Source organism: Rhizobium indicum (assembly GCF_005862305.2).
Lineage (GTDB): Bacteria > Pseudomonadota > Alphaproteobacteria > Rhizobiales > Rhizobiaceae > Rhizobium > Rhizobium indicum.
This window is the reverse complement of record NZ_CP054021.1, coordinates 4,010,496-4,035,108: the sequence shown is the minus strand read 5'-3', so window position 1 is coordinate 4,035,108 and position 24,613 is coordinate 4,010,496. Positions and strand designations below refer to the sequence as shown.

General features: G+C 60.6%; 21 protein-coding genes. 11 read left to right on the top strand and 10 right to left on the bottom strand.

What is annotated here, in order from left to right; genetic code table 11:
• Nucleotides 1–81: 81 nt before the first annotated feature.
• The 4 genes from FFM53_RS19470 to FFM53_RS19455 all read right to left on the bottom strand — a co-directional run bounded on the left by FFM53_RS19470 (nucleotide 82) and on the right by FFM53_RS19455 (nucleotide 5,850).
• Nucleotides 82–753 carry a DUF2161 domain-containing phosphodiesterase gene (locus FFM53_RS19470; RefSeq protein WP_025395495.1) on the bottom strand — a complete coding sequence of 224 codons (672 nt, stop codon included), beginning with the start codon at nucleotides 751–753 and terminating at the stop codon, nucleotides 82–84.
• 15 nt (nucleotides 754–768) lie between these two features.
• The gene (locus tag FFM53_RS19465) at nucleotides 769–1,008 is read right to left on the bottom strand and encodes a hypothetical protein (RefSeq protein ID WP_017961519.1); all 240 of its coding nucleotides are present in this window, start codon (nucleotides 1,006–1,008) and stop codon (nucleotides 769–771) included.
• A 127-nt stretch (nucleotides 1,009–1,135) separates the two neighbouring features.
• A complete protein-coding gene (locus tag FFM53_RS19460; protein ID WP_138386908.1) occupies nucleotides 1,136–3,325 on the bottom strand; it encodes an anthranilate synthase in 2,190 nt (729 codons plus the stop codon).
• A 266-nt stretch (nucleotides 3,326–3,591) separates the two neighbouring features.
• Nucleotides 3,592–5,850 (bottom strand): TonB-dependent hemoglobin/transferrin/lactoferrin family receptor, encoded by a 2,259-nt coding sequence (locus FFM53_RS19455; protein ID WP_138386907.1) that lies wholly within the window; start codon nucleotides 5,848–5,850, stop codon nucleotides 3,592–3,594.
• A 208-nt stretch (nucleotides 5,851–6,058) separates the two neighbouring features.
• On the opposite strand from FFM53_RS19455, the gene FFM53_RS19450 reads away from it, so the two are divergent.
• Nucleotides 6,059–7,072 carry an extensin-like domain-containing protein gene (locus FFM53_RS19450; RefSeq protein WP_173883607.1) on the top strand — a complete coding sequence of 338 codons (1,014 nt, stop codon included), beginning with the start codon at nucleotides 6,059–6,061 and terminating at the stop codon, nucleotides 7,070–7,072.
• Between the two features lie 87 nt (nucleotides 7,073–7,159).
• A complete protein-coding gene (locus tag FFM53_RS19445; RefSeq protein ID WP_138386905.1) occupies nucleotides 7,160–7,387 on the top strand; it encodes a hypothetical protein in 228 nt (75 codons plus the stop codon).
• Here FFM53_RS19445 and FFM53_RS19440 read toward each other — a convergent pair.
• Entirely contained in the window at nucleotides 7,366–9,045 is a 1,680-nt protein-coding gene (locus tag FFM53_RS19440; RefSeq protein ID WP_138386904.1) for a formate--tetrahydrofolate ligase, read from the bottom strand. The genes FFM53_RS19445 and FFM53_RS19440 overlap by 22 nt on opposite strands.
• Nucleotides 9,046–9,303: 258 nt before the next feature.
• On the opposite strand from FFM53_RS19440, the gene FFM53_RS19435 reads away from it, so the two are divergent.
• Nucleotides 9,304–9,834, top strand: a complete 531-nt coding sequence (locus tag FFM53_RS19435) for a TIGR00645 family protein (RefSeq protein ID WP_138386903.1) — start codon at nucleotides 9,304–9,306, stop codon at nucleotides 9,832–9,834.
• Between the two features lie 83 nt (nucleotides 9,835–9,917).
• Here FFM53_RS19435 and FFM53_RS19430 read toward each other — a convergent pair whose 3' ends face one another.
• Entirely contained in the window at nucleotides 9,918–11,591 is a 1,674-nt protein-coding gene (locus FFM53_RS19430) for a COG3904 family protein (protein WP_138386902.1), read from the bottom strand.
• 481 nt (nucleotides 11,592–12,072) lie between these two features.
• Here FFM53_RS19430 and FFM53_RS19425 point away from each other — a divergent pair, with 481 nt between their 5' ends.
• Together FFM53_RS19425 and FFM53_RS19420 are read left to right on the top strand one after the other, a co-directional pair.
• A complete protein-coding gene (locus tag FFM53_RS19425) occupies nucleotides 12,073–12,798 on the top strand; it encodes a helix-turn-helix transcriptional regulator (protein WP_138330685.1) in 726 nt (241 codons plus the stop codon).
• A 46-nt stretch (nucleotides 12,799–12,844) separates the two neighbouring features.
• Nucleotides 12,845–13,306 carry a PAS domain-containing protein gene (locus tag FFM53_RS19420; protein ID WP_138386901.1) on the top strand — a complete coding sequence of 154 codons (462 nt, stop codon included), beginning with the start codon at nucleotides 12,845–12,847 and terminating at the stop codon, nucleotides 13,304–13,306.
• A gap of 11 nt (nucleotides 13,307–13,317) precedes the next feature.
• On the opposite strand, the gene FFM53_RS19415 is transcribed toward FFM53_RS19420, so the two are convergent.
• The 3 genes from FFM53_RS19415 to FFM53_RS19405 all read right to left on the bottom strand — a co-directional run bounded on the left by FFM53_RS19415 (nucleotide 13,318) and on the right by FFM53_RS19405 (nucleotide 16,351).
• Nucleotides 13,318–14,448 carry a DUF2333 family protein gene (locus tag FFM53_RS19415; protein WP_138330354.1) on the bottom strand — a complete coding sequence of 377 codons (1,131 nt, stop codon included), beginning with the start codon at nucleotides 14,446–14,448 and terminating at the stop codon, nucleotides 13,318–13,320.
• A 151-nt stretch (nucleotides 14,449–14,599) separates the two neighbouring features.
• Nucleotides 14,600–15,673 (bottom strand): hypothetical protein, encoded by a 1,074-nt coding sequence (locus FFM53_RS19410; RefSeq protein ID WP_138386900.1) that lies wholly within the window; start codon nucleotides 15,671–15,673, stop codon nucleotides 14,600–14,602.
• A 75-nt stretch (nucleotides 15,674–15,748) separates the two neighbouring features.
• Nucleotides 15,749–16,351 (bottom strand): thymidine kinase, encoded by a 603-nt coding sequence (locus FFM53_RS19405; protein WP_138386899.1) that lies wholly within the window; start codon nucleotides 16,349–16,351, stop codon nucleotides 15,749–15,751.
• 236 nt (nucleotides 16,352–16,587) lie between these two features.
• Here FFM53_RS19405 and FFM53_RS19400 point away from each other — a divergent pair, with 236 nt between their 5' ends.
• The 5 genes from FFM53_RS19400 to FFM53_RS19380 all read left to right on the top strand — a co-directional run bounded on the left by FFM53_RS19400 (nucleotide 16,588) and on the right by FFM53_RS19380 (nucleotide 20,725).
• Complete coding sequence (locus FFM53_RS19400) at nucleotides 16,588–17,544, top strand: choline ABC transporter substrate-binding protein (RefSeq protein WP_138386898.1); 957 nt, start codon at nucleotides 16,588–16,590, stop codon at nucleotides 17,542–17,544.
• 72 nt (nucleotides 17,545–17,616) lie between these two features.
• Entirely contained in the window at nucleotides 17,617–18,462 is an 846-nt protein-coding gene (gene choW / locus FFM53_RS19395) for a choline ABC transporter permease subunit (RefSeq protein WP_129419669.1), read from the top strand.
• Nucleotides 18,459–19,511, top strand: a complete 1,053-nt coding sequence (choV, locus tag FFM53_RS19390; RefSeq protein ID WP_028740765.1) for a choline ABC transporter ATP-binding protein — start codon at nucleotides 18,459–18,461, stop codon at nucleotides 19,509–19,511. Before choW ends, choV begins: the two co-directional genes overlap by 4 nt.
• A 31-nt stretch (nucleotides 19,512–19,542) precedes the next feature.
• Complete coding sequence (locus tag FFM53_RS19385) at nucleotides 19,543–20,292, top strand: HugZ family pyridoxamine 5'-phosphate oxidase (RefSeq protein ID WP_138386897.1); 750 nt, start codon at nucleotides 19,543–19,545, stop codon at nucleotides 20,290–20,292.
• 115 nt (nucleotides 20,293–20,407) lie between these two features.
• Complete coding sequence (locus FFM53_RS19380) at nucleotides 20,408–20,725, top strand: ArsR/SmtB family transcription factor (protein WP_003561417.1); 318 nt, start codon at nucleotides 20,408–20,410, stop codon at nucleotides 20,723–20,725.
• 229 nt (nucleotides 20,726–20,954) lie between these two features.
• Here FFM53_RS19380 and FFM53_RS19375 read toward each other — a convergent pair whose 3' ends face one another.
• Nucleotides 20,955–22,928, bottom strand: a complete 1,974-nt coding sequence (locus FFM53_RS19375) for a PhoX family protein (RefSeq protein ID WP_138386896.1) — start codon at nucleotides 22,926–22,928, stop codon at nucleotides 20,955–20,957.
• A 291-nt stretch (nucleotides 22,929–23,219) separates the two neighbouring features.
• On the opposite strand from FFM53_RS19375, the gene aptA reads away from it, so the two are divergent.
• Nucleotides 23,220–24,545, top strand: coding sequence for an omega-aminotransferase AptA (aptA, locus tag FFM53_RS19370; protein ID WP_018243099.1), 1,326 nt, complete (start codon nucleotides 23,220–23,222; stop codon nucleotides 24,543–24,545).
• Nucleotides 24,546–24,613 lie beyond the last annotated feature (68 nt).

Below are 24,613 nucleotides of genomic sequence, written 5' to 3'. Positions count from 1 at the left end.
GCGCAGGCGGTTCAGTTCAGGGTGATATGGGGGAAGACGGCGGATTTGTCAAAGGGCAATGAGGTTCCCCTTCCGAGTGGCTCAAGGAGCAGGCTCGGAGAGAATAGTCTGCGGCCAGCGCAAGAGCGCCGCCTGCCCTGCAGGCGTAAGGGCGTAGACGCCCTTCTCCTTGCGTTCGAACCATCCGTAGACATTGTCGAGCAGGATTCGGCCGGCATTGGGCACCTGAGCCTTCATATCCCGCGGCCGCCCGACCCCACGCTCGATTGCGGCGGCGCAGAGCAGCACCTGCTGACGATAGGCGGTCATGATCGGCGCCCGCGTGCTGCCGCCGACGGCGGGATCGCCGTGGCGGCGCTGATGCTCCTTGACGAGGCGCGTGCGCCGCTTGGGATTGGTGCGCGGCATCGGCGAGACGGAGCTGACGATGATGCTGACCTCGCCGGCATCGGAGACGCCGAGCATGCCGATGCCGAGCCTGCGGCAGAGATCGCGATAGCGTTTGTCGGTCTCCCGCCCCCGACCCTTGGCGGAGACGCGGGCCGCGATCCAGACCTCATCGCTCATCGCCGCACGGTCGACCGCCTGCAGAAGCAGTTCGAGGTTGAAGGAGAGCTTGAGTTCGCAGACCACCACGACCGGCGGCTCGGCATCGCTGAGGCCCACGAGATCGCACCCGCCGACCTCACCCTTCACGACATAACCGGCCGCCTCCAGGAAAGCTTTGACCGGCAGGTAGAGCGATGTCTCCATATTGAAACCCGCGCCTCAGGCGGCGTTGAGATCGGCAATCTCACCGTATTTTGCAAGCAGCCGCGGCGACGACATATCCCCGGTTTCCTCATCGACGATCACGGCATAAGCCGCCACGCCGACGAAACGCTCCGACATCGCCGAGGCGATTTTCTCCGCGCTGACGGAGTTCGATGCCTGGCGCATTTCACCGGGGACGAGATTGCCGCGGTTCTTGCGATAGGGAAGAACGATGAACTTTTCAGCATTGGCCACGTCGAATATCCCGATTGATCGTTCCTGAAATGTTCTGATTTGTCTGAAGAAGTCAACCGGCCTTTCGAAAACGGCCTGCCCCTCCCCGCAGTCGGTGAAAGGGCAGGCCGAATAACCGTCGAAATCCTCAGGCAGCCTTCGTCTTCACCTTGCGCGCCAGATGCGCCACGACATTTTCGATCATCCGCATCCCGGCATCGCCGCCGAGCGTCATGATCGACTCCGGATGGAACTGCACCGCGGCGATCGGTTCCTTGGCGTGTTCGATGCCCATGATCGTGCCGTCGTCGCTTTCCGCCGTGATGATGAACTCGCGCGGCAGCGTCGAGGGATCGGCGAAGATCGAGTGGTAGCGGCCGACCGTCACCTCCTTGGCAAGGCCGGAGAAGACGATGCCCGGTTCCAGCACGCGGATGCGCGAGGGCTTGCCGTGCATCGGCAGCGCCAAATGGCGCAGTTCCCCGCCATAGGCTTCGGCGAGCGCCTGCAGACCGAGGCAGACGCCGAAGATCGGCAGGTTGCGCGCCCGTGCCTTCTTGATCGTCGCCTTGCAGTCGAAATCCTTCGGTGTTCCGGGTCCGGGCGACAGCACGACGAGGTCCGGGTTCAGCCGGTCGAAGATTTCCTCCGGCACCGGCGTGCGCACGGTCGAAACCGTCGCCCCCGTCTGGCGGAAGTAATTGGCGAGCGTGTGGACGAAGCTGTCCTCGTGATCGACGAGCAGGATGCTGACGCCCTTGCCGACGCTTGCGACATCGCGCTGGACCCTGCCGGAATTGCCCGTCTTGGCGTCTCGGATGGCGGAAAGCATGGCAGAGGCCTTCAGTTCTGTTTCGGCTTCTTCTTCGTCAGGAATGGAATCGTTGAGCAGCGTCGCGCCGGCGCGCACCTCGGCGATACCGTCCTTGATGCGCACGGTGCGCAGCGTCAGGCCGGTGTTCATGTCGCCGTTGAAGCCGACCATGCCGATCGCCCCACCATACCAGGCGCGTGGGCTTTTTTCATGGCTCTCGATGAAGCGCATCGCCCAGAGCTTCGGGGCGCCGGTGACGGTGACGGCCCAGGCGTGGCTGAGGAAACCGTCGAAAGCGTCCATATCGTCGCGCAGCCGCCCCTCGATATGGTCGACCGTGTGGATGAGGCGCGAATACATCTCGATCTGCCGGCGGCCGATCACCTTGACCGAACCCGGCTCGCAGACACGGCTTTTGTCGTTGCGGTCGACATCCGAGCACATGGTGAGCTCGGACTCGTCCTTCTTGGAATTCAGGAGCTTCAGGATCTGCTCGCTGTCGGCGATCGGGTCGTCGCCGCGCTTGATCGTGCCCGAAATCGGGCAGGTCTCAATGCGACGGCCGGAAACGCGCACGAACATTTCGGGCGAGGCGCCGACCAGATATTCCTGATGGCCGAGATTGATGAAGAAGGAATAGGGCGACGGATTGATCGCCTTCAGCCGCTTGGAAATGTCGGACGGCTTGCTGTCGCAGCGCTCCATGAATTTCTGCCCGGGCACGACTTCGAAAAGGTCGCCCTTGCGGAAACTTTCCTTCGCCTTGGTGACGAGCTCGGCATATTCGCCCGGCCGGTGATCGCTCTTCGGCGGAATGGCATCCGTGTGTTTGAAGGGCTCCGCTGCGATATCTTGGGCCTTGCCCTCGGTCGTCACGCCGTCTTTTTCGAAGTCGTAACGGTCGACCCAGGCCTTGGCGGCGTAGTTGTCGACGACGAGGATCTCGTCCGGCAGGTAGAGCACCATGTCGCACTGGTCGGAGGGTCGCGTCAGCTTCAGATCGATCGCATCGAACTGGAAGGCGATGTCGTATCCGAAGGCGCCATAGAACCCGAGGCTTGCATCTGCCTGCGAATAAAACAGGTCGGTGACGGCGCGCAGCACCGTGAAGACCGTCGGCATCTTCGAGCGTTCTTCCTCGGTGAACACCCGGTCCGGCGTCTTGACGGTGAGGTCGAGACGGCGAGCCGAGGAAGCGCCGAGCACGATGTCGGACACGGTCTTCAGCCGCTCGGTCACGAAGCCGAGGATAACCTCGCCGCGTTCATTATAGGCCTCGATCCAGACGTCGCGCCCGAATGAGGAGATGCCGAGCGGCGGATCGACGACGGCCGTATCCCAGCGTGTATAGCGGCCCGGATATTCGTAGTTCGACGAAAACACCGCGCCGCGGCGCTCGTCGAGCTTGTCGATATAGGAAGAGACCGCATCGCCGTAGGGGATCGCCCGCCGCTGCCGCGTGACCGTAATGCCGCCCTTGGTCTCGTAGATTTCCGCACCATCATCCCGCAGGATCGTTACCATTGTTCCACTCCGTTATCGGGGCCCGGACGACAGGCGGCCATAAAACAAAAAAAGCCGCCTCGAAGTTTCGGGCGGCTCACTCGTCGTCTTTGGACACGATTGGTCGAGGCCGCCTTAGCGAACCCACCACCAAACAGCAATGTTCAATGACTTGATCATGAGAAAATTGTTAGCCTGAGATCAGCCATTGCGCAAGAGGCGATTGTGGGAATGAAAAAGGGCGGCCCAAAAGCCGCCCCTCCCCAGCCTTGAAGGCGTGATCGCGATCAGAAAGTCTTGGTGATCGAGACCTTGAATGTACGGCCCGGCTCCGAATACCACTCCCGCGGCTGGGACGCCGTCGCCGAGCTCAGATTGACCTCGCGCACGGCGAGCGCGTTGTAATGTTCCTGATCAAAGATGTTGTAGACGCCTGCCTGCACGCGCAGGCCCGGCACCTGTTCCGGCGTCCACCAGCCAGTCAGGTCGACGATTGCGTAGCCGGGCGCATCGAAGGTCGTGTCGTTGGTGTTGCTGACGGGCGTATCGAGATGGTCTGTGAGCATGCCGGCCGACAGCGTCGAGGAAAGGTCGAAGCCGAAATTCTCGTTGCTCCAGCCGCCGCCGACGATCGCCTTGAACGGTGCCACCGAGCGTAGGCGCTGAGTGGTTTCTTCATTTCTGCCATATGCATAGGCAAGTGACGCATGCAGATTTATGCCGTTATTGAATGTCTTGGCGGCGCTGGCTTCAATACCGGAGATCGTGGCCGCAGACACGTTCGTGTAGTTGAATTCCGTAAAGCCGGTCGCGTCGACGCTCGTCACCGTCTCGATAAAGTTCTGGTAGCGGGTGTGGAAGGCCGCGACCCGACCGGTAAAATCGCCCGTGTCAAAGTTAGCGCCGATTTCGACGCCGCGGCCGATTTCGGATTCCAGATCGGGATTGCCGAGCTGGGCGTAGCGGCCCGTCGGATTGTAGAAGCGGCTGTAGAGTTCGTCCACGGTGGGTGCCCGGAACCCCACTGCCAGCTGCATGTAGAGCTGCACGTCAGGCGTCAGCTCGTATGTCGCAAGAATCTTTGGTGACAGGCCAGCTTCCGTTCGGTCGTTCAGGTCCCCGAAACGGGTAAGCCCGGTATTGCTTGCGAAACTCCCGCCGGTCGAGGGATTGTAGTTGAACCAGTCGAAGCGGAAGCCGGGTGTCAGCGCGAAGCCGGTATTGCCGATTTCGATCTTGTCTTCGACAACAAGCCCAAGATTCTGGCTGTCGACATTGGGCACTTCCGCCTGGTTGTTCAGCGCCGGGCACGTTGTGGGCGTCGGGCAAAGTGCCCAGCTATACTGGCTCCAGCTCGAAACGCCGACGTCGAGGCCCACCCGAACGGAGTGGCTAAGACCGGAATATTCGAAATCCTTCGTTGCCGTACCACTGAAGCCCCAGGTTTCGTTTTCAATCTCGTTGTTACGTCCATAGGCGACATTGGCGGTCGTACGGCCCCTGCTGCCGGCTTCCTTCTTCAAATCCAGCCAATAGAGCGTGGCACGTGCACTGCTGAAGAACGCGTCGGAGGACTGCGCTTCATAATCATAATCGAGCGATACGCGATCGCGGTCACGCAGTTCGCGACTGTCATAATTGTTGATCATGAAGTTGCGAGGACTGGTGCCTCCCTGGAGTTGGCGCAGGTCGGTCTTAAGATCGCGGCGGAATCGCTCCGCTGTCAAGCCGATGCGATGGCCGCCTTCCAGCTCCTGGCGCAGTTTGAAGAGCAGGTTGTTCTGATCGAAATCAGCCGGATTCGCCTCGGTGCGGAAACGGCCGTAGCTATCATTGTCGCCCATATTGTCGCGTTCATGGCCCTTGCGGTAGCCGCCCTGAAAGAGGATCGACGTGTTGCCGATCTTCTTGGCAGCGGCGGCCGAGCCGGAAATGCTGCGGTCTTCGCTGTCATAGGTCGACTTGACGATCGCACCCCAATCCCGGCCTTCGGGAATAAGATCCTCCGGCTCCAGCGTATTGAGAACGATGGCGCCGCCGAGCATGCCGGAACCGCCCTTGCTCGAATCCGCACCGCGCACGATATCGAGCGAGGACAGTGAATCGAAATCGAAGGTGTCGCCGCCGCCATTGGCGTTGGCCGGCGCAAAGGCACCCTGGCGCGAACTATTCGAAATATACGGGATCGGAATGCCGTCGATGGTGGTCAGAATGCGAGCGCCGGAAAGGCCGCGCAGGTTGAAGCCCGCGTCGCCGCGTGAATAATTCACGCCTGCATCGACGCTGCGGCCGATATCGTCGAAATTGGTGACCTGCTTTTCTTCGAGCTGCTTGGCGGTGATCTCGGTGGCAAGCGGCGTATCGGCGACGCTGCCCGGCGCCACGCGTTTGCCCTTGACGACGATCTTCTGCAGGACGGTGCTGTCCTCCGCCGTGGCTTGCGGCGCCGTTGCCGGAGCGCTTTGCGCGAAAGACTGCGAAACAGGAAGAACAACTGTGGCTGCCGTGCAGACCAATAGAACCGAGCGCCAATGCCGGACGATCATAACCTACCCTCTAATGATGACTACCGGGCTGGCTGGTCGTGGCGTTCGCACGCTCGAGGGGCTGGCTGGGCTTTTACGGATGAAGGCGGAGCAGAATTCCGCCTTCTTTTTGCCGCATAAAAAACATGAGGAGCATTGTCAACATAAGTCCTCGTTTTATGTTGAATATATCTATCAAGTTTTAGCGATCTTCAATCACGTTGCACAATTGCAACGAAAAACGCCCTCATGCGTTGTCTTTAGCCACGGATACGAGGAATCGGACGCGTTGAGAAAACTTTCGACATTGGCGATCCTTTTCGCCGCAACCGCTATTCTTGCCGGCGCCCGCCTGCCCCCGCGAGGCCCAATGCCCGAACCTCGGCCAGATGCCGGACAGGCGACCAGCCCCGCCTCCCCTTCTTCGGAAAAGGCAGAACCGCCCAAGCCTGAAGAGGTCCCGGCCCCTCAGCCGAAACCCGATCTAAAGGATCCGCAGGCACCGGCATCGAGCCCGCCGCCAACGCCGCAGGCCGCACCCTCAAAGCCCGGGTCGGCAGAGCCGATGCAAGGTCCGCCGCGGCCGCCAGGTAGCCCCGATAGCTCGCAGCCGCCGACGGAAGAAGGTAAGCCGCCCGGCGAGCAGACACTTGAAGAGCAAAACCTGACGATCGAACCCGAAAGCGATGCCGAGCATGCCAAATGCACGGCCGCACTCCAGTCCCTGGGCGTCGTCTTCAAGGACACGCAGCGCATCGACGACGGCAACGGCTGCGGCATCGACAAGCCGATCATCGTCTCCGAAGCCCTGCCCGGCATCAGGCTGAAGCCGGAGGCGACGATGCGCTGCCCGGCGGCACTCGCCCTTGCCCGCTGGATGAAGGACAGCGTCATCCCGGCGGCTTCCGCCGCCCTGCCGGAGCAGGGCCGCATCACCACCGTCAACCAGGCAACGTCCTATATGTGCCGTCTGCGCAACGGCGCCGGAACCGGCAAGATCTCCGAGCATGCCCGCGGCAACGCCATCGATATTGCGAGCTTCCATTTCGAAAAGGGCGAGGATGTCGCCGTCCGCTCCCGCCGCGAGGATCCGACGCTGACCGGCGCCTTCCAGCGCACCGTCAGCGCCGCCGGCTGCCTCTACTTCACCACCGTCCTCGACCCCGAAAGCGACGCCGCCCATGAGACGCATTTCCATCTCGACGTGATCGAGAGGAAGGGCGGCTATCGCTACTGTCACTAGTCATTTCAGTAGCTTGCGATTCCCGCTTGAATCGAGCCGCGAAATACCCAAATCGAAGCTGCAATTTGTAGAAGAGGCCAGCAGCATATGAAGATCATTGGGAACGTGATCCTGGTTCTCCTGGTTGCCGCTATCGGATTCATTTTTACCGGTGAGTTACATTGGCTCTTTGCCATAGGAATGTTGTTCATCGGCACGCTGCAAAGCCTTTTCATCTGGCTGTTCATCGATCCGGACTTTGAAAAGCGTCGGCAGCAACATCTGGTCGAGCGCTTTGGTAAGCCGTCACCGGCTCAGAACAACCCCTCGATATAACCCTGGTCGTTCAGGAAAATCCGTTCCGCCGAGGGTGATTTCGGCAAGCCCGGCATCGTCATGATCTCGCCGGTGATGGCGACGACGAAGCCCGCTCCCGCCGAAAGCCGCACCTCTCGCACGGTGACGATGTGGCCTTCCGGCGCGCCGCGCAGGTTCGGATCGGTGGAGAAGGAATATTGCGTCTTCGCCATGCAGATCGGCAGCTTGCCGTAACCCTGCTCCTCCCATGTCTGCAACTGGTCGCGCACCGCCTTGTCGGCCGTCACCTCGCCGGCGTGATAGATTTTCGAGGCGACGATCTCGATCTTCTCGAACAGCGAAAGATCGTCGCCGTAAAGCGGCTGGAATTTCGCTTGCCCGGATTCGGCCAGTTCCACCACCTTGTGCGCCAGTTCCTCGATGCCGGCCGAACCCAGCGCCCAGTGGCGGCAGAGGATCGCCTCGGCGCCAAGCCTCGAGACGAATTCCTTGACCGCCGCGATCTCGGCGTCGGTATCCGAGACGAAATGGTTGATCGCCACAACGACGGGCACCCCGAAACGGCGCACATTGGCGACGTGCCGGCCAAGATTGGCGCAGCCCTTCTTCAGCGCCGTGACATCCTCCGTGCCGAGATCGTCCTTCTTCACCCCGCCATTCATCTTCAGCGCCCGGACGGTCGCGACGATGACTGCCGCATCCGGCTTCAGCCCCGCCTTGCGGCACTTGATGTCGAAGAATTTTTCCGCTCCGAGATCGGCGCCGAACCCTGCTTCCGTCACCACATAGTCGCCGAGCTTCAGCGCCGTCTTCGTCGCCGTCACCGAATTGCAGCCATGGGCGATATTGGCGAAGGGCCCGCCATGCACGAAGGCCGGATTGTTCTCCAGCGTCTGCACCAGGTTCGGCTGCATCGCATCTTTCAACAGCACCGCCATGGCGCCGTCGGCCTTCAGGTCGCGCGCATGGACCGGTGTCCTGTCGAAACGATAGCCGATGATGATGTCGCCCAGCCGCCGCTCCAGATCCTTGAGATCGGTGGCAAGGCAGAGGATCGCCATGACCTCGGAGGCGACGGTGATGTCGAACCCGCCCTGGCGCGGGAAACCGTTGGCGACGCCTCCGAGCGATGAGACCATGCTTCTGAGTGCCCGGTCGTTCATGTCCATGACCCGCCGCCAGGTGATGCGGCGGATGTCGATATTCTCTTCGTTGCCCCAATAGATGTGGTTGTCGACCATCGCCGCCAGCAGATTGTGCGCCGATGTGATCGCATGGAAATCGCCGGTGAAATGCAGGTTGATGTCTTCCATCGGCACGACCTGCGCATAACCGCCGCCAGCCGCCCCGCCCTTGACGCCGAAGCACGGACCGAGCGAGGCCTCGCGGATGCAGACTATGGCTTTCTTGCCGATCCGGTTCAGCCCGTCGCCGAGCCCGACGGTGGTGGTCGTCTTGCCCTCGCCCGCCGGTGTCGGATTGATCGCGGTGACGAGGATCAGCTTGCCGTCCTTCTTGCCCGCTTGCGCGGCGATGAACTCGGCGCTGACCTTCGCCTTGTCGTGACCATAGGGAACGAGTTGCTCGACCGGAATACCAAGTTTCGCCCCGATTTCGAAGATCGGCTTTTTGGCCGCGGCGCGCGCGATTTCGATATCGGATTTGATTGATGGCATGGATGTTCCCCCGTCCGGCCCCGCGGGAGCGGAGTCGTTGTTTTTCTCTTCATCGAGATAGCGAAATATCGGCGGGGTGTGAATAGCGCTGCGCCTTGCGGCCGCCACGCTTACAGCGCCGCGCGTCTTTTCAGACGCGCAAAGGACGCTGTAACACTTTGAATCTACGCATCGACCCGAAAATCGGTTTCGATTTTCGGGTCGATGCGCTAGGCGTTTATGTGGCGGTCAACGATTGCGGCTTCTTAGGGTGAAGACATGAAAGCATTGGAAATCTTCGTCGAGCGGATCATCCTGTCGAGCCGCTGGATCCTCGTGGCCTTCTATATCGGCCTGGTGCTGGCGCTCGCTGTTTATGCCGTTTCCTTCGGCTACAAGCTTCTGAAGATTGCCGCCAGCGTCTTCGTACTGGACGAAGCGGGGATGATCCTTGCCATGCTCAGCCTGATCGATGCGGCCCTCGTCGCAAGCCTGATCGTCATGGTGATGATCTCCGGCTACGAGAATTTCGTCAGCCGCTTCGACGAGGTCGACGAGACCGACAGCGAAGTCTCCTTCCTCGGCAAACTCGATTCAGGCAGCCTCAAGATCAAGGTCGCCTCCTCGATCGTCGCCATCTCCTCGATCCATCTGCTGCAGGTCTTCCTCAACGCCGACCAATATGCGGACGGCAAGATCATGTGGCTGACCTTCATGCACCTCGCCTTCGTCGCCTCCGCCGTCATGCTCGGCTTCCTGGAGAAGCTAATGAGCGTCACGTCGAAAAATGATCTGAAGGATAAGGACTGACAGGCGGTACGAGGCGCCTTCGGCGCTTGAACAAACAGAAGCCCCACGCAAAACGCCGAGCTCTGCTCTTTCGCGCCCTGAGATCAATTGACCGAAGCAGCGACAGGAGCGATCTCTGCCTCAGCTTTTCGCGGGCATCGAAGGCTTTCCTTCGCCTCCGGCCCACAGACATGCAAGCCGGGCTCTTCATCATAAGGGATGATACCATTAATGATGCCAAGCTTGAGCGCCTCAGTAGGAAGTATGATCCTTCCTCGCTCGGTTGATGTGGCGGGCATCATCGTCCCGTATGTCTCGGCATTGACGCCCATCTCGTCGAAATAAGCGAAAAATGTCGTATATTCAGTCGTTGTGGGCCTAACGACGCCGATCGCAGAATATCCGACAAGCCGCGGCGTTCCGCTCATCAGGACAAGAGTACAGGTCGAAAGGCAGTACGCCCGCCCGGCAAAGACTTCGCCCTCGGTCCATCCGTTTTTGGCGATGCTGGCTTTGCAACGCGGATCCAACTTTGGACAATTGGGCAACAGCGTTCTGCCAATCGAGGTCTCCAGACCTGCAGCACGGATCATACGCCCCATCGCGAAAGCCGCATCCATGTCCCCGCCATTAGATTGAAGGACGATCGGCAACTTTCTTTCGCCGAGCGTCGTCAACATCGCCTTCAGCCGAGCCGGCGTATCCGGCGTGATGTCTCCGTCCGCAGAAATCCACTGCGTGCACTCTTCCCGGCAGTTGCCATTGGACATCAGGAGGAAGTCCATCGGCTGGGTTTTTGGCAGTTTCTCGCTTGTCTCTGCGGCCACGGGGGCTTGAGGGACAGGCGCCTTAGCCACCACAGGGGCTTCCGCTACCGGATGGCTATGACAGACAGTCTCTGCCACTGCATCCGGGGCGCAGAGCGGCATACCGGGCCACTCATTGTAGGACAACATGTCCGTGATGAGACCTGTTCGAAGTGCCTCTGTAGCCGGTACGATATTGATGTTGTCAGGCGTGGCGCTCATCATCAGACCGATCACATCTTCGCTGACGCCCATTTCCTTCAAATAGGCCGTCAAAGCAGCGGTAGCCTTCTTTCCAAGTTTGGTGGAACTGCCCTGCCCCGCCACCTTGCGTCCAACCTCCTTGCGGGAGATCTCCTTCTTCTTGCCGTTCACGATCTTGTATTCGATGCGATAGGAAACACGCACCTTGTTGTAGACGGTCGTGATCTGGTGGAGGCCGATAAAGGCCCATTGCGACGAGACACGCGACACACCGCCCGCCAACGCCAGCGGACAAGCAGAAAAGCAGTATGCACCGGACGAATAGGTGTAACCGACCGCGCTACCGTCCTTGGCAATAGCGGCTTGGCAGCGCGTATCCCCAACCGGGCAATCTTTGAGCCGCGTGCCGCCGACCGCCGTTTCCAGCCCGGCCTTGCGGATCATCCGGCCCATCGCATAGGCGGCATCGACGTCGCCGCCTTCCGAACGGAAAACGACAGGCAATTTACGGCCGCCGATCTTCTTGAGTATTTTTCTCAGCCGCGCGGGCGTATCGGACGTTATGCGTCCCTCCGCCGATATCCATTCCGGACAGTTTTCCTGGCAGAGGAGACTACGCACGAGGATGAAATTCATCGGGGGATGCGCTGCCTTCTTCTCCCCGGCGGCCTGCGAGGTTGCCGCGCCGATCGGCAAGGTCAAAAGGAGAAAAACAAGTAACAATCTGGAAAATAGACACTTCACCAAAAAGGAAATTGCAAAGCGCACGATTAAATTGCCTCAGTTGTACTGAGCATACGCTTAGCAATTGGCTTGACTGGCAGCAAGTCGGATTTCGCCGCCTGCTACCATCCCTTCTTATCTCTGTTCTCTCACCCCAATCAGGCTGACATGGCGACCCGCTGCGGCGGCCTTCACGCAGTTCACTTGCTCCCGCGCAAAGTGCTGCACGTAGGCCGGTCTACCGCCTTTGCGCCCGTGCCGGAGAGACCCGAGCTCTCCCCCCGAAACTCTCCCAAGTGATTCTCTCCTTGCCCGGTTGCGCAAGACCATCGCGATGCTGCCATGAGGGAACTCAACGATACCGCAACGCTATGTTTGCAAGTCGAAACTCAACCGAGGCGCGAGCGACTGTGGCTAATTTTTCACAATTTGAATGAATCGGCTTGCGTTAGGTCAATTGGGGCTAGCATCCCGCCGACTTTCTGTATTTGATAGCGGTAACATTGGGACTGCCGGGGGCGTACAAATGTCTTACATGACTACCTCTGAAAGACAGTCATTGCTTTCGGCAGAACTTTCGACCGCACGAACGCGCAACCTGTTTGCACAGGCGCTTGGCAGGGTCTCTACAGCCTTCGGATTGTCGCATGCGACGCTGATGCACGCCCCCTCCCCGGAAGATCTTCTCTTGAAACCCCTGCTGATCGAGAGCTCGCTTCCGGCCGCCTATGTCAGGGATTTCGACCGCGCCCACATGATGCGCGGCTGCCCTTTCGGCGTAAGGTTAAGAGCGTCTGCCGTGCCGCCGGCCTGGCACCTCAACGACGCCTCCAATGGTCAGGCTTTCCCCGCCGAACTTCGTGCCCTGATGCTGCGCCATGCCATACCAGCAGGCGTTGCCATGCCGACCATTGCAGCCGACGGCCAGCGTCTGGTCTTTTGGTTCTGCGGCGAGCGCGCCGCACTCGGCCAGAGCGAAATCAACGAGCTGGCAATGATCATTCTCCATGCACTCGATGCATACAATGCAGTCAAACGCAACGAGGAATGCGCGCATAACGCGCTATCAACTCGAGAACTAGAGGTTGTGCGCTGGACTGCCCAGGGCAAGACCTCGATCGAAATCGGTCAGATCCTCACGCTCTCGGATCATACGGTGAACGCCTATATGACGAACGCGATCAAAAAACTCGATTGCGTCAACCGGACCCAGTTGGTAGCTAAGGCAATTCGATTGAAGCTGATCAACTGAGGAATCAGAAGAGAGTCGGCACGTCGTCCCGTGATCTGGGGGAATCGTGCCTCTTCACTTCGAACAGCCCGTTATTGACAAGACAGAACAATCCCGCACCCACATCGGCATCACCGATGCGGAAGTCGTCCAGATGCTTGCTGCCTATCGTCTTTTCGGCTTCTGGCGCATCGACATCGAGACCGGACATTTCTTTGCAAGCGAGGATGTCCACGCGATCTTCGGACTCTCCTACAGCGACGGCCCTGTCAACCTGACAGAGCTGATGTCGCGCATCCACGAGGAGGACCGCAGCCTGATCGCCCAAACCTTCGAAGAGGCGAGCCTTCACGGCGTCGGCTTCCATTTCGTTTATCGCGTCGACAACCGGCTTGGCGGCTACAAGCTGGTGCGTAGCGTCGGCCGCTTCCGAAACGATGGAAGCGGCCGCGGCATCGTCGGCATCACCTATGAATTCGTCGAGAAACTGCGCGTCGTCGGCTTCGAGGACAACACGAAACCCCGCTGACTCCAGACGTTTTAGCGGTCGAGCACCGAGCGGACCTCGACGAGGTTCGAGCGCACCCTCAGAATATAGAAGCCCATGGTGGCGAGATGGCTCGGCATGATCCAGCCGTCTTCGCGCCCGTTCGAAATGATCGCCGGCTGGATGCGCAGCGCCGCCTGAAACTGCCGCATGGTCCCGCCCCAGATCGCTCCGAGATTGCGTTCCGCCAGCACCTGCGAGAAATCCGCCTGGGCGGCGGCCATGATCGCGTAATAGCCGTAGAGCTGGCCGTAAGCGAACCAGAACCGGTCGTCGGCGCGTGTATCGAACCAGCCGCGATTGTGGTTTTCCGAGCGCTCGGCGAGCATGTCGGAGGTGCCGCCGAGATCGTTGGCAATACGGTCGATGAACTGCATCAGATTGTCGGCGCGGCCGTCGAAAACGACGTTGCAGAGGGCGAGATCGGTGTTGAATTTGCGCAGGCTGCCGATCGCAGAGCGATAATAGGAGGGCGTCGGCGTCTTCGGCCCGAAGGGGTTGAGGCCGAAATACCAGCTGTTTTCGTCGAACTGCAGATTGCCGCGCGCGCTCTGCAGGTCGTTGTTGATGCCCGAGGTGCCGCGCACACGCCCGAGCGTATCGACAAGCTCCGCCGAAGTCCGCCGGACCGCCTGGTTGATGCCGCGCTGGAAAGAGGCCTTGTTGTCGAGGAAGGGGGTGTGATCCCAGTCGATGCCGAAGAAGCCCATCTTGTAAAGCAGCATGGAGGAGATCCATGCGTTCTGGTTGACATTGAAATCGGTCAGATCGGCCGCGACGTCGACGATCGCCGAGCGTTGGCAGGTCTTCGGCGCCGTCGCATTGGCGCTCTCGGCGGCCGGCACTTCCTGCCCGGCGGCAACCTTGCGTTCGGAAAGCCGGTACTGATCGACGAAGGCGGGGTTGAAATTCGTCCAGACCTGCGTCTGCAAGAAGAAATAACCGTAGAGTACGACCAGCAGCGCCACGAAAGCGATGACCGGCAGCCGGATCATCCAGCTCCGGCGCTGATACCAGCCGTGCGCGGCAAGAAAGGGCCAGAAGGCCCAGGCGGAAAAAAGGCGGGCCCAGCGGCCGATCGTCTGGCCGATCAGCCTGAAAAAACCGGCTATCCGGTCAAGCATCGTCGTCTCCTGTCAGGCGAGGCGAACATCGGGACATTGCCGCCCCGCTGCATCCCACATATGCGCTCGATGGGCAGAGCACAACACGAGCCCTTCGATTTTTCGGAATGAAAGCATTGCGCAAGAGCGATACTGCCCGCGCCCTTGCTGGTCAGGAGCGCAGGAAAGGCAGGCTGAAACGAAAAGACCTGCGCGCCGTGTCGATCAGAGGCGCTCCCGATGTTTCCGGCGGCGGTTCGGCATAGGTCGGAAACCTTCTGGCGAATTCGAGATCGGCGCGGCTCTTGCGCCGCTCCAGATCCTGGGCGACCAGCATGCCCTTCTCGAACAACCTGATCGGTGCCGCGATATCGGGAAAGAGCTCCGGCTTGATCCTCACCTTCATGCCCGGCCGGTCGGTATCGACCTGCGCCTGATAGATGATCAGCCGTTCTTCCACGTCGATCAGCAGCTTGCGCAGCAGCACGTTGCAGGCGGCGATCCGGCCGTTCAGCGAATCGACAAAGGCCTGGAACAGGCCGATGAAGCGCTCGCGCCGCTGGCTGTCGTCGCGCATCTCGCGCTCGCCGGCGGAAATCCGCTCGGCCTCCGCCTTCAGCGCCCGCCGCTCCGCCTCCATCTGCTCCCAATGCGCCCTGTTGCCATAGACACCGATACGGCCTTGCGTCGTCAGCGCCTTGGCATTGAGCTCCTTCATCTTGAGGCGGGCGATGTCGATGGAAACGACCAGCCGTCGCCGCTGCTCGACGATATCGACAAGGCTGAGTTCGGCGGCCTTGTGCCGTTCGGTGAGCGCGGCGCGCTGGCCGGCGATCAGCCCCGCGAGCGCGTCCGATTTCGTCAAAAGGTCAAGCAGCCGCTCGATGACGGGCGCCTCGCGCACGCGTTCGGTATACATGCGCCACATCCGTTGGCGCGACACCCAGCCGGCCATCTTCTCGCGCAGCGTCAGCCCCCGGAAACTGTCGAGATCGGCTGAAACCTCGGCCGTCAGCCGATCAAGGCAAAAGACCAGCTCGGCCAGTTGAGCGTCGAGCGCCGCAGCATCGGCGATATGGGCCTGGAAGCGGGCATTCTGTTCAAGGAAAACCTCGTCGGCCGACTGTGTTTCGTCGCCGCTGAAGGCGCCGATCGCAGCCACACAATAGACTCCCTCGCCTGCAATCCTTTCGGCAAGGCTGCCAGCAGCTTCATACTGGCTGTCGAATGACGGGGGTTTGCGCACCAAGCCTCTCCAGGGAATCTCCTGGCCCAAACTAGCCGCTTGCGGCGCCAAAGAAAACAGGCGGTGTCGCCGGCTTCAGACCGGCTCGGCGATCCAGGCACCGTTCATGGCGTCGTCCCAATGCCTGCGGCAGAGCGAGACATATTTCTCGTTGCCGCCGACATCGATCTGCGCGCCCTCGTGCAACACTTTTCCTTCCGCGTCGAGCCGCACGACCATCGTCGCCTTGCGCCCGCAATGGCAGATCGTGCGCACCTCGCGCATCTCATCGGCGATCGCCAGCAGTTCCTGCGAGGCCGGAAACAGCTTGCCCTGGAAATCGGTTCTCAGCCCGTAGACCATCACAGGGATATTGAGCCTGTCGACGACGCGGGCAAGCTGCCAGACATGGACAGGCGTCATGAAATGCGCCTCGTCGACAAAGATGCAGGAAATCGGCGCGCCCTCGCCATTCAGTCCCTTGATCAACCGGAACAGGTCCTCGTGCGACTCGAAAGGAATGGCGCTCGCCTCCAGCCCGATCCGCGAGCCGATGACGCCCCGACCAGTGCGCTCGTCGAAGGCTGCGATCAGCTGCACCGTGCGCATGCCGCGCTCCTGGTAATTATAGGAGGCCTGCAGCAGCATCGTCGACTTGCCGGCGTTCATCGTCGAGTAGTTGAAATAGAGTTTTGCCATCCGATTTCTCCTTGATCGGCTTATTGAAAGCTCGGAATGGCAAAGAAAAGCCCTGAGTGAGCGATAATCACAGGAATCCGGCTCGAAAACCGCTGAAAGCCCCGAAAACAAGGCATTGCCAAAAAATCCGCGAACGTCGCAATCGCATGGGTCGATACGGCGCAAACGCACTGAGGTCGCTTGTCAAACTCGGTTATTGATGGTTGGCTTGGGAACTTAAAGACTGGGAGTCTAAAATGAAAACAACAAGCACGTTCAAACTCGTTACCGCAACTGCCGTCGCCGCCCTCTCCGTTGCGACCGCCGCCTTCGCCACAGACCCTGACAGCTGCGCCACCGTCCGCTTCGCGGACGTCGGCTGGACGGATATCACCGCCACCACCGCCACCGCATCCGTGATCCTCAAGAGCATCGGCTATGAGACCGACGTCAAGGTTCTCTCGGTGCCGGTCACCTACACGTCGCTGAAGAACAAGGACATCGACATCTTCCTCGGCAACTGGATGCCGACGCAGGAAAAGGACGTCCGTCCCTATATCGACGATAAGTCGGTCGAATCCTTCGGCCCCAACCTCGTCGGCGCCAAGTACACGCTCGCCACCAATGCCAAAGGCGCCGAGCTCGGCATCAAGGACTTCAAGGACATTGCCGCCCACAAGGACGATCTCGACGGCAAGATCTACGGCATCGAGCCTGGCAATGATGGCAACCGCCTCGTCATGGACATGATCGAGAAGAACGAGTTCGGCCTCAAGGATCTGGAAGTCGTCGAGTCCTCAGAACAGGGCATGCTCGCCCAGGTCGCCCGTGCCGACAAAGCGGGCAAGCCCGTTGTCTTCCTCGGCTGGGAACCCCATCCGATGAACACCAACTTCAAGCTGACCTACCTCACAGGCGGCGACAACGTCTTCGGCCCTGACTTCGGCGGCGCCAAGGTCTTCACCAATGTCCGTGCCGGTTATCTCGAAGAATGCCCGAATGTCGGCATGATGTTGAAGAACCTGACGTTCTCCCTCGACATGGAGAACCAGATCATGGGCAAGATCCTCAACGACGGCAAGGAACCGGAAGCTGCGGCTTCCGAATGGCTGAAGGCCAACCCCGCAGCACTCGAGCCCTGGCTCGCGGGCGTCAAGACCCGCGACGGCAAGGGCGAAGCTCTCGCGGCCGCCAAGACCGGCCTCGGCCTCTGATGATACGAACGGGGCGGCTCGCCGCCCCGTTTCATTTTTGTCCGATTGTTGTTTTTCTGGATAGGCGCGCCCTTGAATTGGATCACCGAATTTAAGATTCCCGTTGGCCCCTGGGCCAAATCCTTCGTGGATTGGCTGACCTCGAACGGCGAATGGTTCTTCAACCAGATCGCCTTCCTGCTGTCGAGCGCCATAGACGGCCTGCTCTTCGTGCTGCAGAAGCCTCATCCGCTGATCGTCATCGCGGCCATCACCGCCATCGCCTTTTGGCTGCGCCGGTCGATCGCGGTCGCCATCTTCACCTGTCTCGGGCTGCTGCTGATCGTCAACCAGGACTATTGGAAGGAAACGACGGAGACGCTCGCCCTCGTGCTCGCCGCCACCTTCGTCTGTATGGTGATCGGTATTCCGCTCGGCATTGCCGCCGCCCGCCGCCCTTGGGTCTATGCTGCCATGCGCCCGGTGCTCGATCTCATGCAGACCATACCGACATTCGTCTATCTGATCCCTGCGCTCATCCTGTTCGGCCTCGGCATGGTGCCGGGCCTGATCGCGACCGTCATCTTCGCAATCCCCGCCCCGATCCGGCTGACGCGCCTCGGCATCATCTCGACGCCGCCGTCCCTCGTCGAAGCCGCCGTCGCTTTCGGCGCGACGCCGTTACAGGTGCTGCGCAAGATCGAGCTTCCCTTTGCCACGCCGCAGATCATGGCGGGTCTTACCCAGACCATCATGCTGTCGCTGTCGATGGTCGTCATCGCCGCCCTTGTCGGCGCTCCCGGGCTTGGCGTGCCCGTCGTCCGTGCGCTGAACACCGTCAATATCGCCAAGGGCTTCGAGGCGGGCTTCTGCATCGTCATCTTGGCAATCATTCTCGACCGGATGTTCCGCACCACGGGCGAAGGAGGCGCTGCATGACCGCGGTAAGCTTTAACAATGTCAGCATCGTCTTCGGCGATCGGCCGGAAACCGCGCTTGCCATGGTCGACCAGGGCAAAACGCGCGACGAGATCGGTGCCGCCACCGGTCTGGTGCTCGGTGTGGCCAACGCCTCGCTGACGATCGAGGAAGGCGAGATCCTGGTGCTGATGGGGCTTTCCGGCTCCGGCAAGTCGACGCTGCTGCGCGCCGTCAACGGGCTCGCTCCCGTGGTGCGTGGCGATGTTGCGGTCTCGGCGGCCACTGGCCCCGTCAACCCCTACAGATGCAATGCCAAGGCGCTACGCGAGCTGCGCACCCACACCGTCTCCATGGTGTTCCAGCAATTCGCCCTCCTGCCCTGGCGCACCGTCGCCGACAATGTCGGCTTCGGTCTCGAGCTCGCCGGCATGCCGGAAGCCGAACGCAAGCTCCGGGTCGGCGAGCAGCTCGAACTCGTCAACCTGACGAAATGGGCCGATCGCAAGGTCAACGAGCTTTCCGGCGGCATGCAGCAGCGTGTCGGGCTCGCCCGCGCCTTTGCCACCGGCGCCCCGATCCTGCTCATGGACGAGCCTTTCTCGGCGCTCGACCCCCTGATCCGCACCCGCCTGCAGGATGAACTCCTGGAATTCCAGCGGCGGCTGAAGAAGACCATCCTCTTCGTCAGCCACGATCTCGACGAGGCCTTCCGCATCGGCAATCGCATCGCCATCATGGAGAGCGGCCGCATCATCCAGTGCGGGACGCCGCACGATATCGTCAAGAACCCCGCCGACCAGTATGTCGCCGATTTCGTGCAGAACCTCAATCCGATCAACATGCTGACGGCGGCCGACGTCATGCAGCCTGGCCTCGGCCAGACTGCCGCCGGCATGAGCGTCAGCGCCACTGCCCGCGCCGCGACCCCGCTCATCGATATCCTCGATGCCCTTGCCCGCCAGCCGGGCAGTATCGGCATCGTCGAGAACGGCGCGATCGTCGGCACCATCTCGGCTCAGGATATCGTTGCCGGCCTCACCCGCCATCGCCGCAAGCAGGAAGCTTGATGTTTTCCATCCGCTTTGCCACAAAGCGGATATGAAAGATCAGCCTTCCCCCTTACGCGAAACAGACGACGATGCCCGCAAGCTCGCCCGCGTACTGCTGCGCTCCGCACGGCACGCGGCGATTGCCGTTCTCGACCCCGAGACCGGCTTTCCCTTCGCCAGCCGCGTGCTGATTGCCACTGATATCGACGGCACGCCGGTCATCCTGGTTTCGCAGCTGTCGGCCCATACCAGGGCGCTCGCCAAAGACCTGCGCGCCTCGCTCCTGACCGGCGAGCCCGGCAAAGGCGATCCCCTCGCCTATCCTCGTCTCACGACCCAGTGCGTGGCAGAACCTGTCGAGCGCGGCAATGCATTCTACGAGCGTATCCGCACGCGTTTTCTCGCTCGCCACACCAAGGCGAAGCTTTATATCGACTTTCCTGATTTCCTGTTCTTCCGACTCAAGCCGGAAAAGGCCAGCCTCAATGGCGGCTTCGGCCGCGCCTACCAACTCGATGGGAACGATCTCATAATCCAGTCGGCCGCGAATGAGGAGATTGCCGCCGGGGCAACAGAAGCAGTGCGAGATTTAGTAGAACGTCACCCCGATGTGGAGGAAAGCCTCGCTATCAGGCTAGAGGCGCCGAAATCGGGTTCTTGGCGCATTTGTGGTATCGATCCCTCAGGTTTCGACATGATTTCCAGCGATTTTCTGCTGCGATACGAGTTCGAAACCCTCGCTGTGGATGTCGATCACATTTGTTCAAACATATCTAAAATAGCATACTCGATACCTTAAATTTAGGTATATACAATCTTCGAGCCCAGTTGCTAGTTTTTGATGTCAGTCAAAATCCCGGCTGGCGGCCTGCGCCAACACGCTTGATGTACGTTTCGCATTAGGAAGATAACATATGGAAACCTCTGATTTGGCCGATCACACGAACGTGGCGGCAGCTTTATTGTCGGCCATGGCAAACCCGAAGAGATTGCTGATCCTGTGTAGCCTCGTGAAGGGCGAAGTGGCCGTCGGCGTGCTTGCGACGCAGGTCGGGCTTAGCCAGTCGGCTCTCTCTCAGCACCTGTCGAAACTGCGCGCCCAAAAGCTGGTCAAGACCCGCCGGGACGCACAAACCATCTATTATTCGAGCACCTCCGAGCCGGTCATGAAGATCCTGGCAACGCTCGAAGACATCTACCTCGTGCAAAACCGGAATAGATCCGCCGCTTAATGATAGCGCTGACATGAATGTCGGCCGATGCCATGCTGCAAGGGAATGTTCCCGGAGGCTTGGCAACGATATTTCAGCACGTGAACCTTATGACACGACCGGCAAATTTGCGATTTGCCGGTCGTGCTTTTGGAATGGCAACCCGGTCGCGCCGGAGCGCCCGTCCCGCAATCGATCTTTTTAGCGCAATTCCAGACGTAAAACTGCCGCGCACTTTTGCCGGAATTGTTTAACTGCCGACCACGTCGTTGTTGATGCGGCTCAGCACCACCAGCGACGGACGGGCAGGCATGCCGGACTTGAAGTCCGGCCAGTTGGTGCCTGCATCCTCCATCGAAGTCGCATCCTCGTTGTCGGCCATCCGCAATTCTCCCGGATGCTGGACCGAGAGGAAGACGCTGCTGCCGTCCGGGGTGAAGGTCGGCGAACAGGCTTCCGAACCGACGGGCGCAATATAGAACAGTTTCGGCAACGCACGGCCCGGGCCTTCGGTATCCATCACATAGACGGAATCGGCAATGCCTTCTGGCGGCGGGCCGTCGGTGGTGACCCAGAGGCGCCCGACCGGATCGACGGCGAGATTGTCGGGGTCTGTGAACCAGCCGGCCGAGGTCGTGGCCGGATGGAACATCGCCTGATCCTCAGCCTTGGCAGGATCGCCGCAGAGGATGAAGACATCCCATTTGAAGCTGTCAGCTGCATAATCCGGCTTTTCGGGACCGCCAGGTGCTGCGAGTTCCAGCAGGTGACCGTGCGGGTTGGGGCCGCGCGGATTGGCGATGTTGACCATCTCCTTCTCGTCGCCGCCCTCGACCTTCGGCAGCCGGTCCTCGTTCTCCGTCATGGCGACGTAAAGCTTGCCGGTGCCGAGATGCGGGATGAAGCCTTCCGGCGCGTCCATCGGCGTGGCGCCGACGAGATCGGCGGCGGCGCGCGTCGCCAGCACGACGTCGGCCTGGCTCTTGAAGCCGGCTTCCGCGCTCAAGGGCCCCTCGCCGGCAATGAGCGGGATCCAGCGCATCGTGCCGTCGCTTTCGAACTTGGCGACATCAAGCGTGCCGTGGTCGAGCAGGTCCTTGTTGGCGGCGCGGTCGTTCGGGTTCCAGGGATCGCGGGTGACAAAGCGGTAGATATATTCGAAGTCGTCGTCATCGCCCATGAAGACCACCACGCGGCCGTCAGGGGCGACGCAACACTGCGCGCCCTCATGCGTCATGCGGCCGAGCGAGGTGCGCTTGACCGGCTTTGCGGAGGGATCGAACGGATCGATCTCGACTACCCAGTCGAAACGCATCCATTCGTTCGGCTCTTCCTCGAACTTGAAGCGCGGCTCGATGCGGCTGACGGAATAGATGTCGTTTTCGTCCTCGTCCCAGCCCTGACGCTCGACCAGTTCCTGGTTCGGCAATTTCTTGTAGTCGCCGGAAAAGACGTCCATCGCGCCTTCCTCGCCCGAAAGCATCGTGCCCCAGGGCGTGATGCCGCCATTGCAGTTCGAGATCGTGCCGAAGACGACCGTGCCGGTCGGATCGGCCTTGGTCTTCAGACGGTCGTCGCCGGCGGCGGGACCGGAGATGCCGATTTCGGTGCTCATGTGAACGCGGCGATTGTATTTGCCGTCCTTGACGATCGCCCATTTGCCGTCCGTCTTCTTCACTTCGAAGATCGAGACGCCGAGGGCGGCCATGATGGCGCGGATCTGATTGTCCGTCAGCTTCTCGCGATAGTTTTCGTCGGTCAGTCCGGGAAACATCAGGAAAGGCGTTGCATATTCATGGCTGACGACCATCAGCCCATGGTCGGAGCTCTTCTCGCCCCAGGGCAGCGGCAGAAACTGCGTGAAGTCGTTGTTGTAGCCGAACTGTCGCTCGGCCGCCTTACCATCAAGCGTCGCGATATCGAATTCCGGGCTGTCGGCAAACAGTGCATCACCCCAGCGCGCCAGGATCTGGCGCTCATAACCCTCCGGCCAGTGGTCGGCGGTATCGCGCACGCGCTTGAGTTCCGGAAATGTCAGGCTGGAGCCGGCAGCCTCGGCATGCGCGGTGCCGAGCGCCGGCGAAAGTGCCGCAGCGCCTATCGCTGCGAGAAAGCCCTTGAGCACGCTGCGGCGGCGAACGCCCTCTTCGAGAATGGCGCCATAACTTGGCGCGAATGCATGGCGCCGCGTGGGGCGCGCCCTTGTCTTCTGGCGGTCAGACATCAGTATCTCCGATCAAAATATCGTTTGATTTCAGTGAATTGATGAAATGCAATTGCGTCCTGCGAGCTATCGGTTTTTGTAACAAGCCGAGGCAAAGGATTGATGACGGGCCGCCTGCAGTGCCTGACCCTGGATATTTCCGGATCGAGCGACGCTCGTTGAACCTCCCATCAGGAGGGGCTCTGGGGACTTTTCCCGTTGACGCCTTGGGAAGCCCTGATAATTTGACCGGGCAGTAAAAATATGGGCGTGAAGCCCCGGGAAATGGCCGTCGGCGGCCAGGAGAACAGCATGTCCAATCGCCTCAATGCACCGAACGATCTTCGCGCCTTCTGGATGCCGTTTACGGCAAATCGCCAGTTCAAGAAGGAGCCGCGTTTGTTCGTCGGCGCCAAGGACATGTACTATACGACCCATGACGGCCGTCAGGTGCTGGACGGCACGGCTGGCCTCTGGTGCGTCAATGCCGGCCACTGCCGCCCGAAGATCACCGAGGCGATCCGCGAGCAGGCCGGCGAACTCGACTACGCGCCGGCCTTCCAGCTCGGCCATCCCAAGGCCTTCGAACTGGCAAACCGCCTGGTCGACATTGCCCCGGAAGGCCTGAACCACGTTCTCTACACCAATTCCGGTTCCGAATCCGTGGAGACCGCGCTCAAGGTGGCTCTCGCCTATCACCGTGTGAAGGGCAATGGATCACGCTTCCGCCTGATCGGACGGGAGCGCGGCTATCACGGCGTCAATTTCGGCGGCATCTCCGTCGGCGGCATCGTCACCAACCGCAAGATGTTCGGCACGCTTTTGACCGGCGTCGATCACATGCCGCACACCCACCAGCCCGGCAAGAACAACTTCACCCGCGGCGAGCCCGAGCATGGCGGCGACATCGCTACCGAACTCGAGCGCATCGTCACCCTGCATGACGCCTCCACCGTCGCCGCCGTCATCGTCGAGCCGGTGGCCGGCTCCACCGGCGTCCTGATCCCACCGAAGGGCTACCTGCAGAAGCTGCGCGAGATCTGCACCAAACACGGCATCCTTCTGATCTTCGACGAGGTCATCACCGGCTTCGGCCGCCTCGGCGCCCCGTTTGCCGCGCAATATTACGACGTCAAGCCTGACATGATCACCGCCGCCAAGGGACTGACCAACGGCGTCATTCCGATGGGCGCCGTCTTCGTCACCTCCGAGATCCATGATGCCTTCATGAACGGCCCGGAACACATGATCGAGTTCTTCCACGGCTACACCTATTCCGGCAACCCGATCGCCTCCGCCGCCGCACTCGCCACGCTCGACACTTACAAGGAAGAGGGGCTGCTGACACGCGCCGCCGAGCTTTCCGATTATTGGGCCGACGCGCTGCATTCGCTGAAGGACTGCCCCAATGTCATCGACATCAGGAACACCGGCCTGATCGGCGCGATCGAACTCGACCCGATCGCCGGCGAGCCGACCAAGCGCGCCTTCACCGCTTTCCTGAAAGCCTATGAAAGCGGCCTGCTGATCCGCACCACCGGCGATATCATCGCACTCTCCCCACCGCTGATCATCGAGAAGCACCACATCGACGAGCTCTTCGGCAAGCTGCGGACCATCCTACAGAACAACATCTGAGAAAGCGCTGAAGGCCTCCGGCATCACGGCCTGCGCGGCGCTGTAAGTCCACGCAGGCCCTTTTGTTG

Coding starts and splice junctions, on each gene's coding strand:
- FFM53_RS19470 (WP_025395495.1), bottom strand. CDS start 753: ATGGAGACATCGCTCTACCTGCCGGTCAAAGCTTTCCTGGAGGCGGCC.
- FFM53_RS19460 (WP_138386908.1), bottom strand. CDS start 3,325: ATGGTAACGATCCTGCGGGATGATGGTGCGGAAATCTACGAGACCAAG.
- FFM53_RS19455 (WP_138386907.1), bottom strand. CDS start 5,850: ATGATCGTCCGGCATTGGCGCTCGGTTCTATTGGTCTGCACGGCAGCC.
- FFM53_RS19445 (WP_138386905.1), top strand. CDS start 7,160: ATGAAGATCATTGGGAACGTGATCCTGGTTCTCCTGGTTGCCGCTATC.
- FFM53_RS19440 (WP_138386904.1), bottom strand. CDS start 9,045: ATGCCATCAATCAAATCCGATATCGAAATCGCGCGCGCCGCGGCCAAA.
- FFM53_RS19435 (WP_138386903.1), top strand. CDS start 9,304: ATGAAAGCATTGGAAATCTTCGTCGAGCGGATCATCCTGTCGAGCCGC.
- FFM53_RS19425 (WP_138330685.1), top strand. CDS start 12,073: ATGTCTTACATGACTACCTCTGAAAGACAGTCATTGCTTTCGGCAGAA.
- FFM53_RS19415 (WP_138330354.1), bottom strand. CDS start 14,448: ATGCTTGACCGGATAGCCGGTTTTTTCAGGCTGATCGGCCAGACGATC.
- FFM53_RS19405 (WP_138386899.1), bottom strand. CDS start 16,351: ATGGCAAAACTCTATTTCAACTACTCGACGATGAACGCCGGCAAGTCG.
- FFM53_RS19400 (WP_138386898.1), top strand. CDS start 16,588: ATGAAAACAACAAGCACGTTCAAACTCGTTACCGCAACTGCCGTCGCC.
- choV (WP_028740765.1), top strand. CDS start 18,459: ATGACCGCGGTAAGCTTTAACAATGTCAGCATCGTCTTCGGCGATCGG.
- FFM53_RS19385 (WP_138386897.1), top strand. CDS start 19,543: ATGAAAGATCAGCCTTCCCCCTTACGCGAAACAGACGACGATGCCCGC.
- FFM53_RS19380 (WP_003561417.1), top strand. CDS start 20,408: ATGGAAACCTCTGATTTGGCCGATCACACGAACGTGGCGGCAGCTTTA.
- FFM53_RS19375 (WP_138386896.1), bottom strand. CDS start 22,928: ATGTCTGACCGCCAGAAGACAAGGGCGCGCCCCACGCGGCGCCATGCA.
- aptA (WP_018243099.1), top strand. CDS start 23,220: ATGTCCAATCGCCTCAATGCACCGAACGATCTTCGCGCCTTCTGGATG.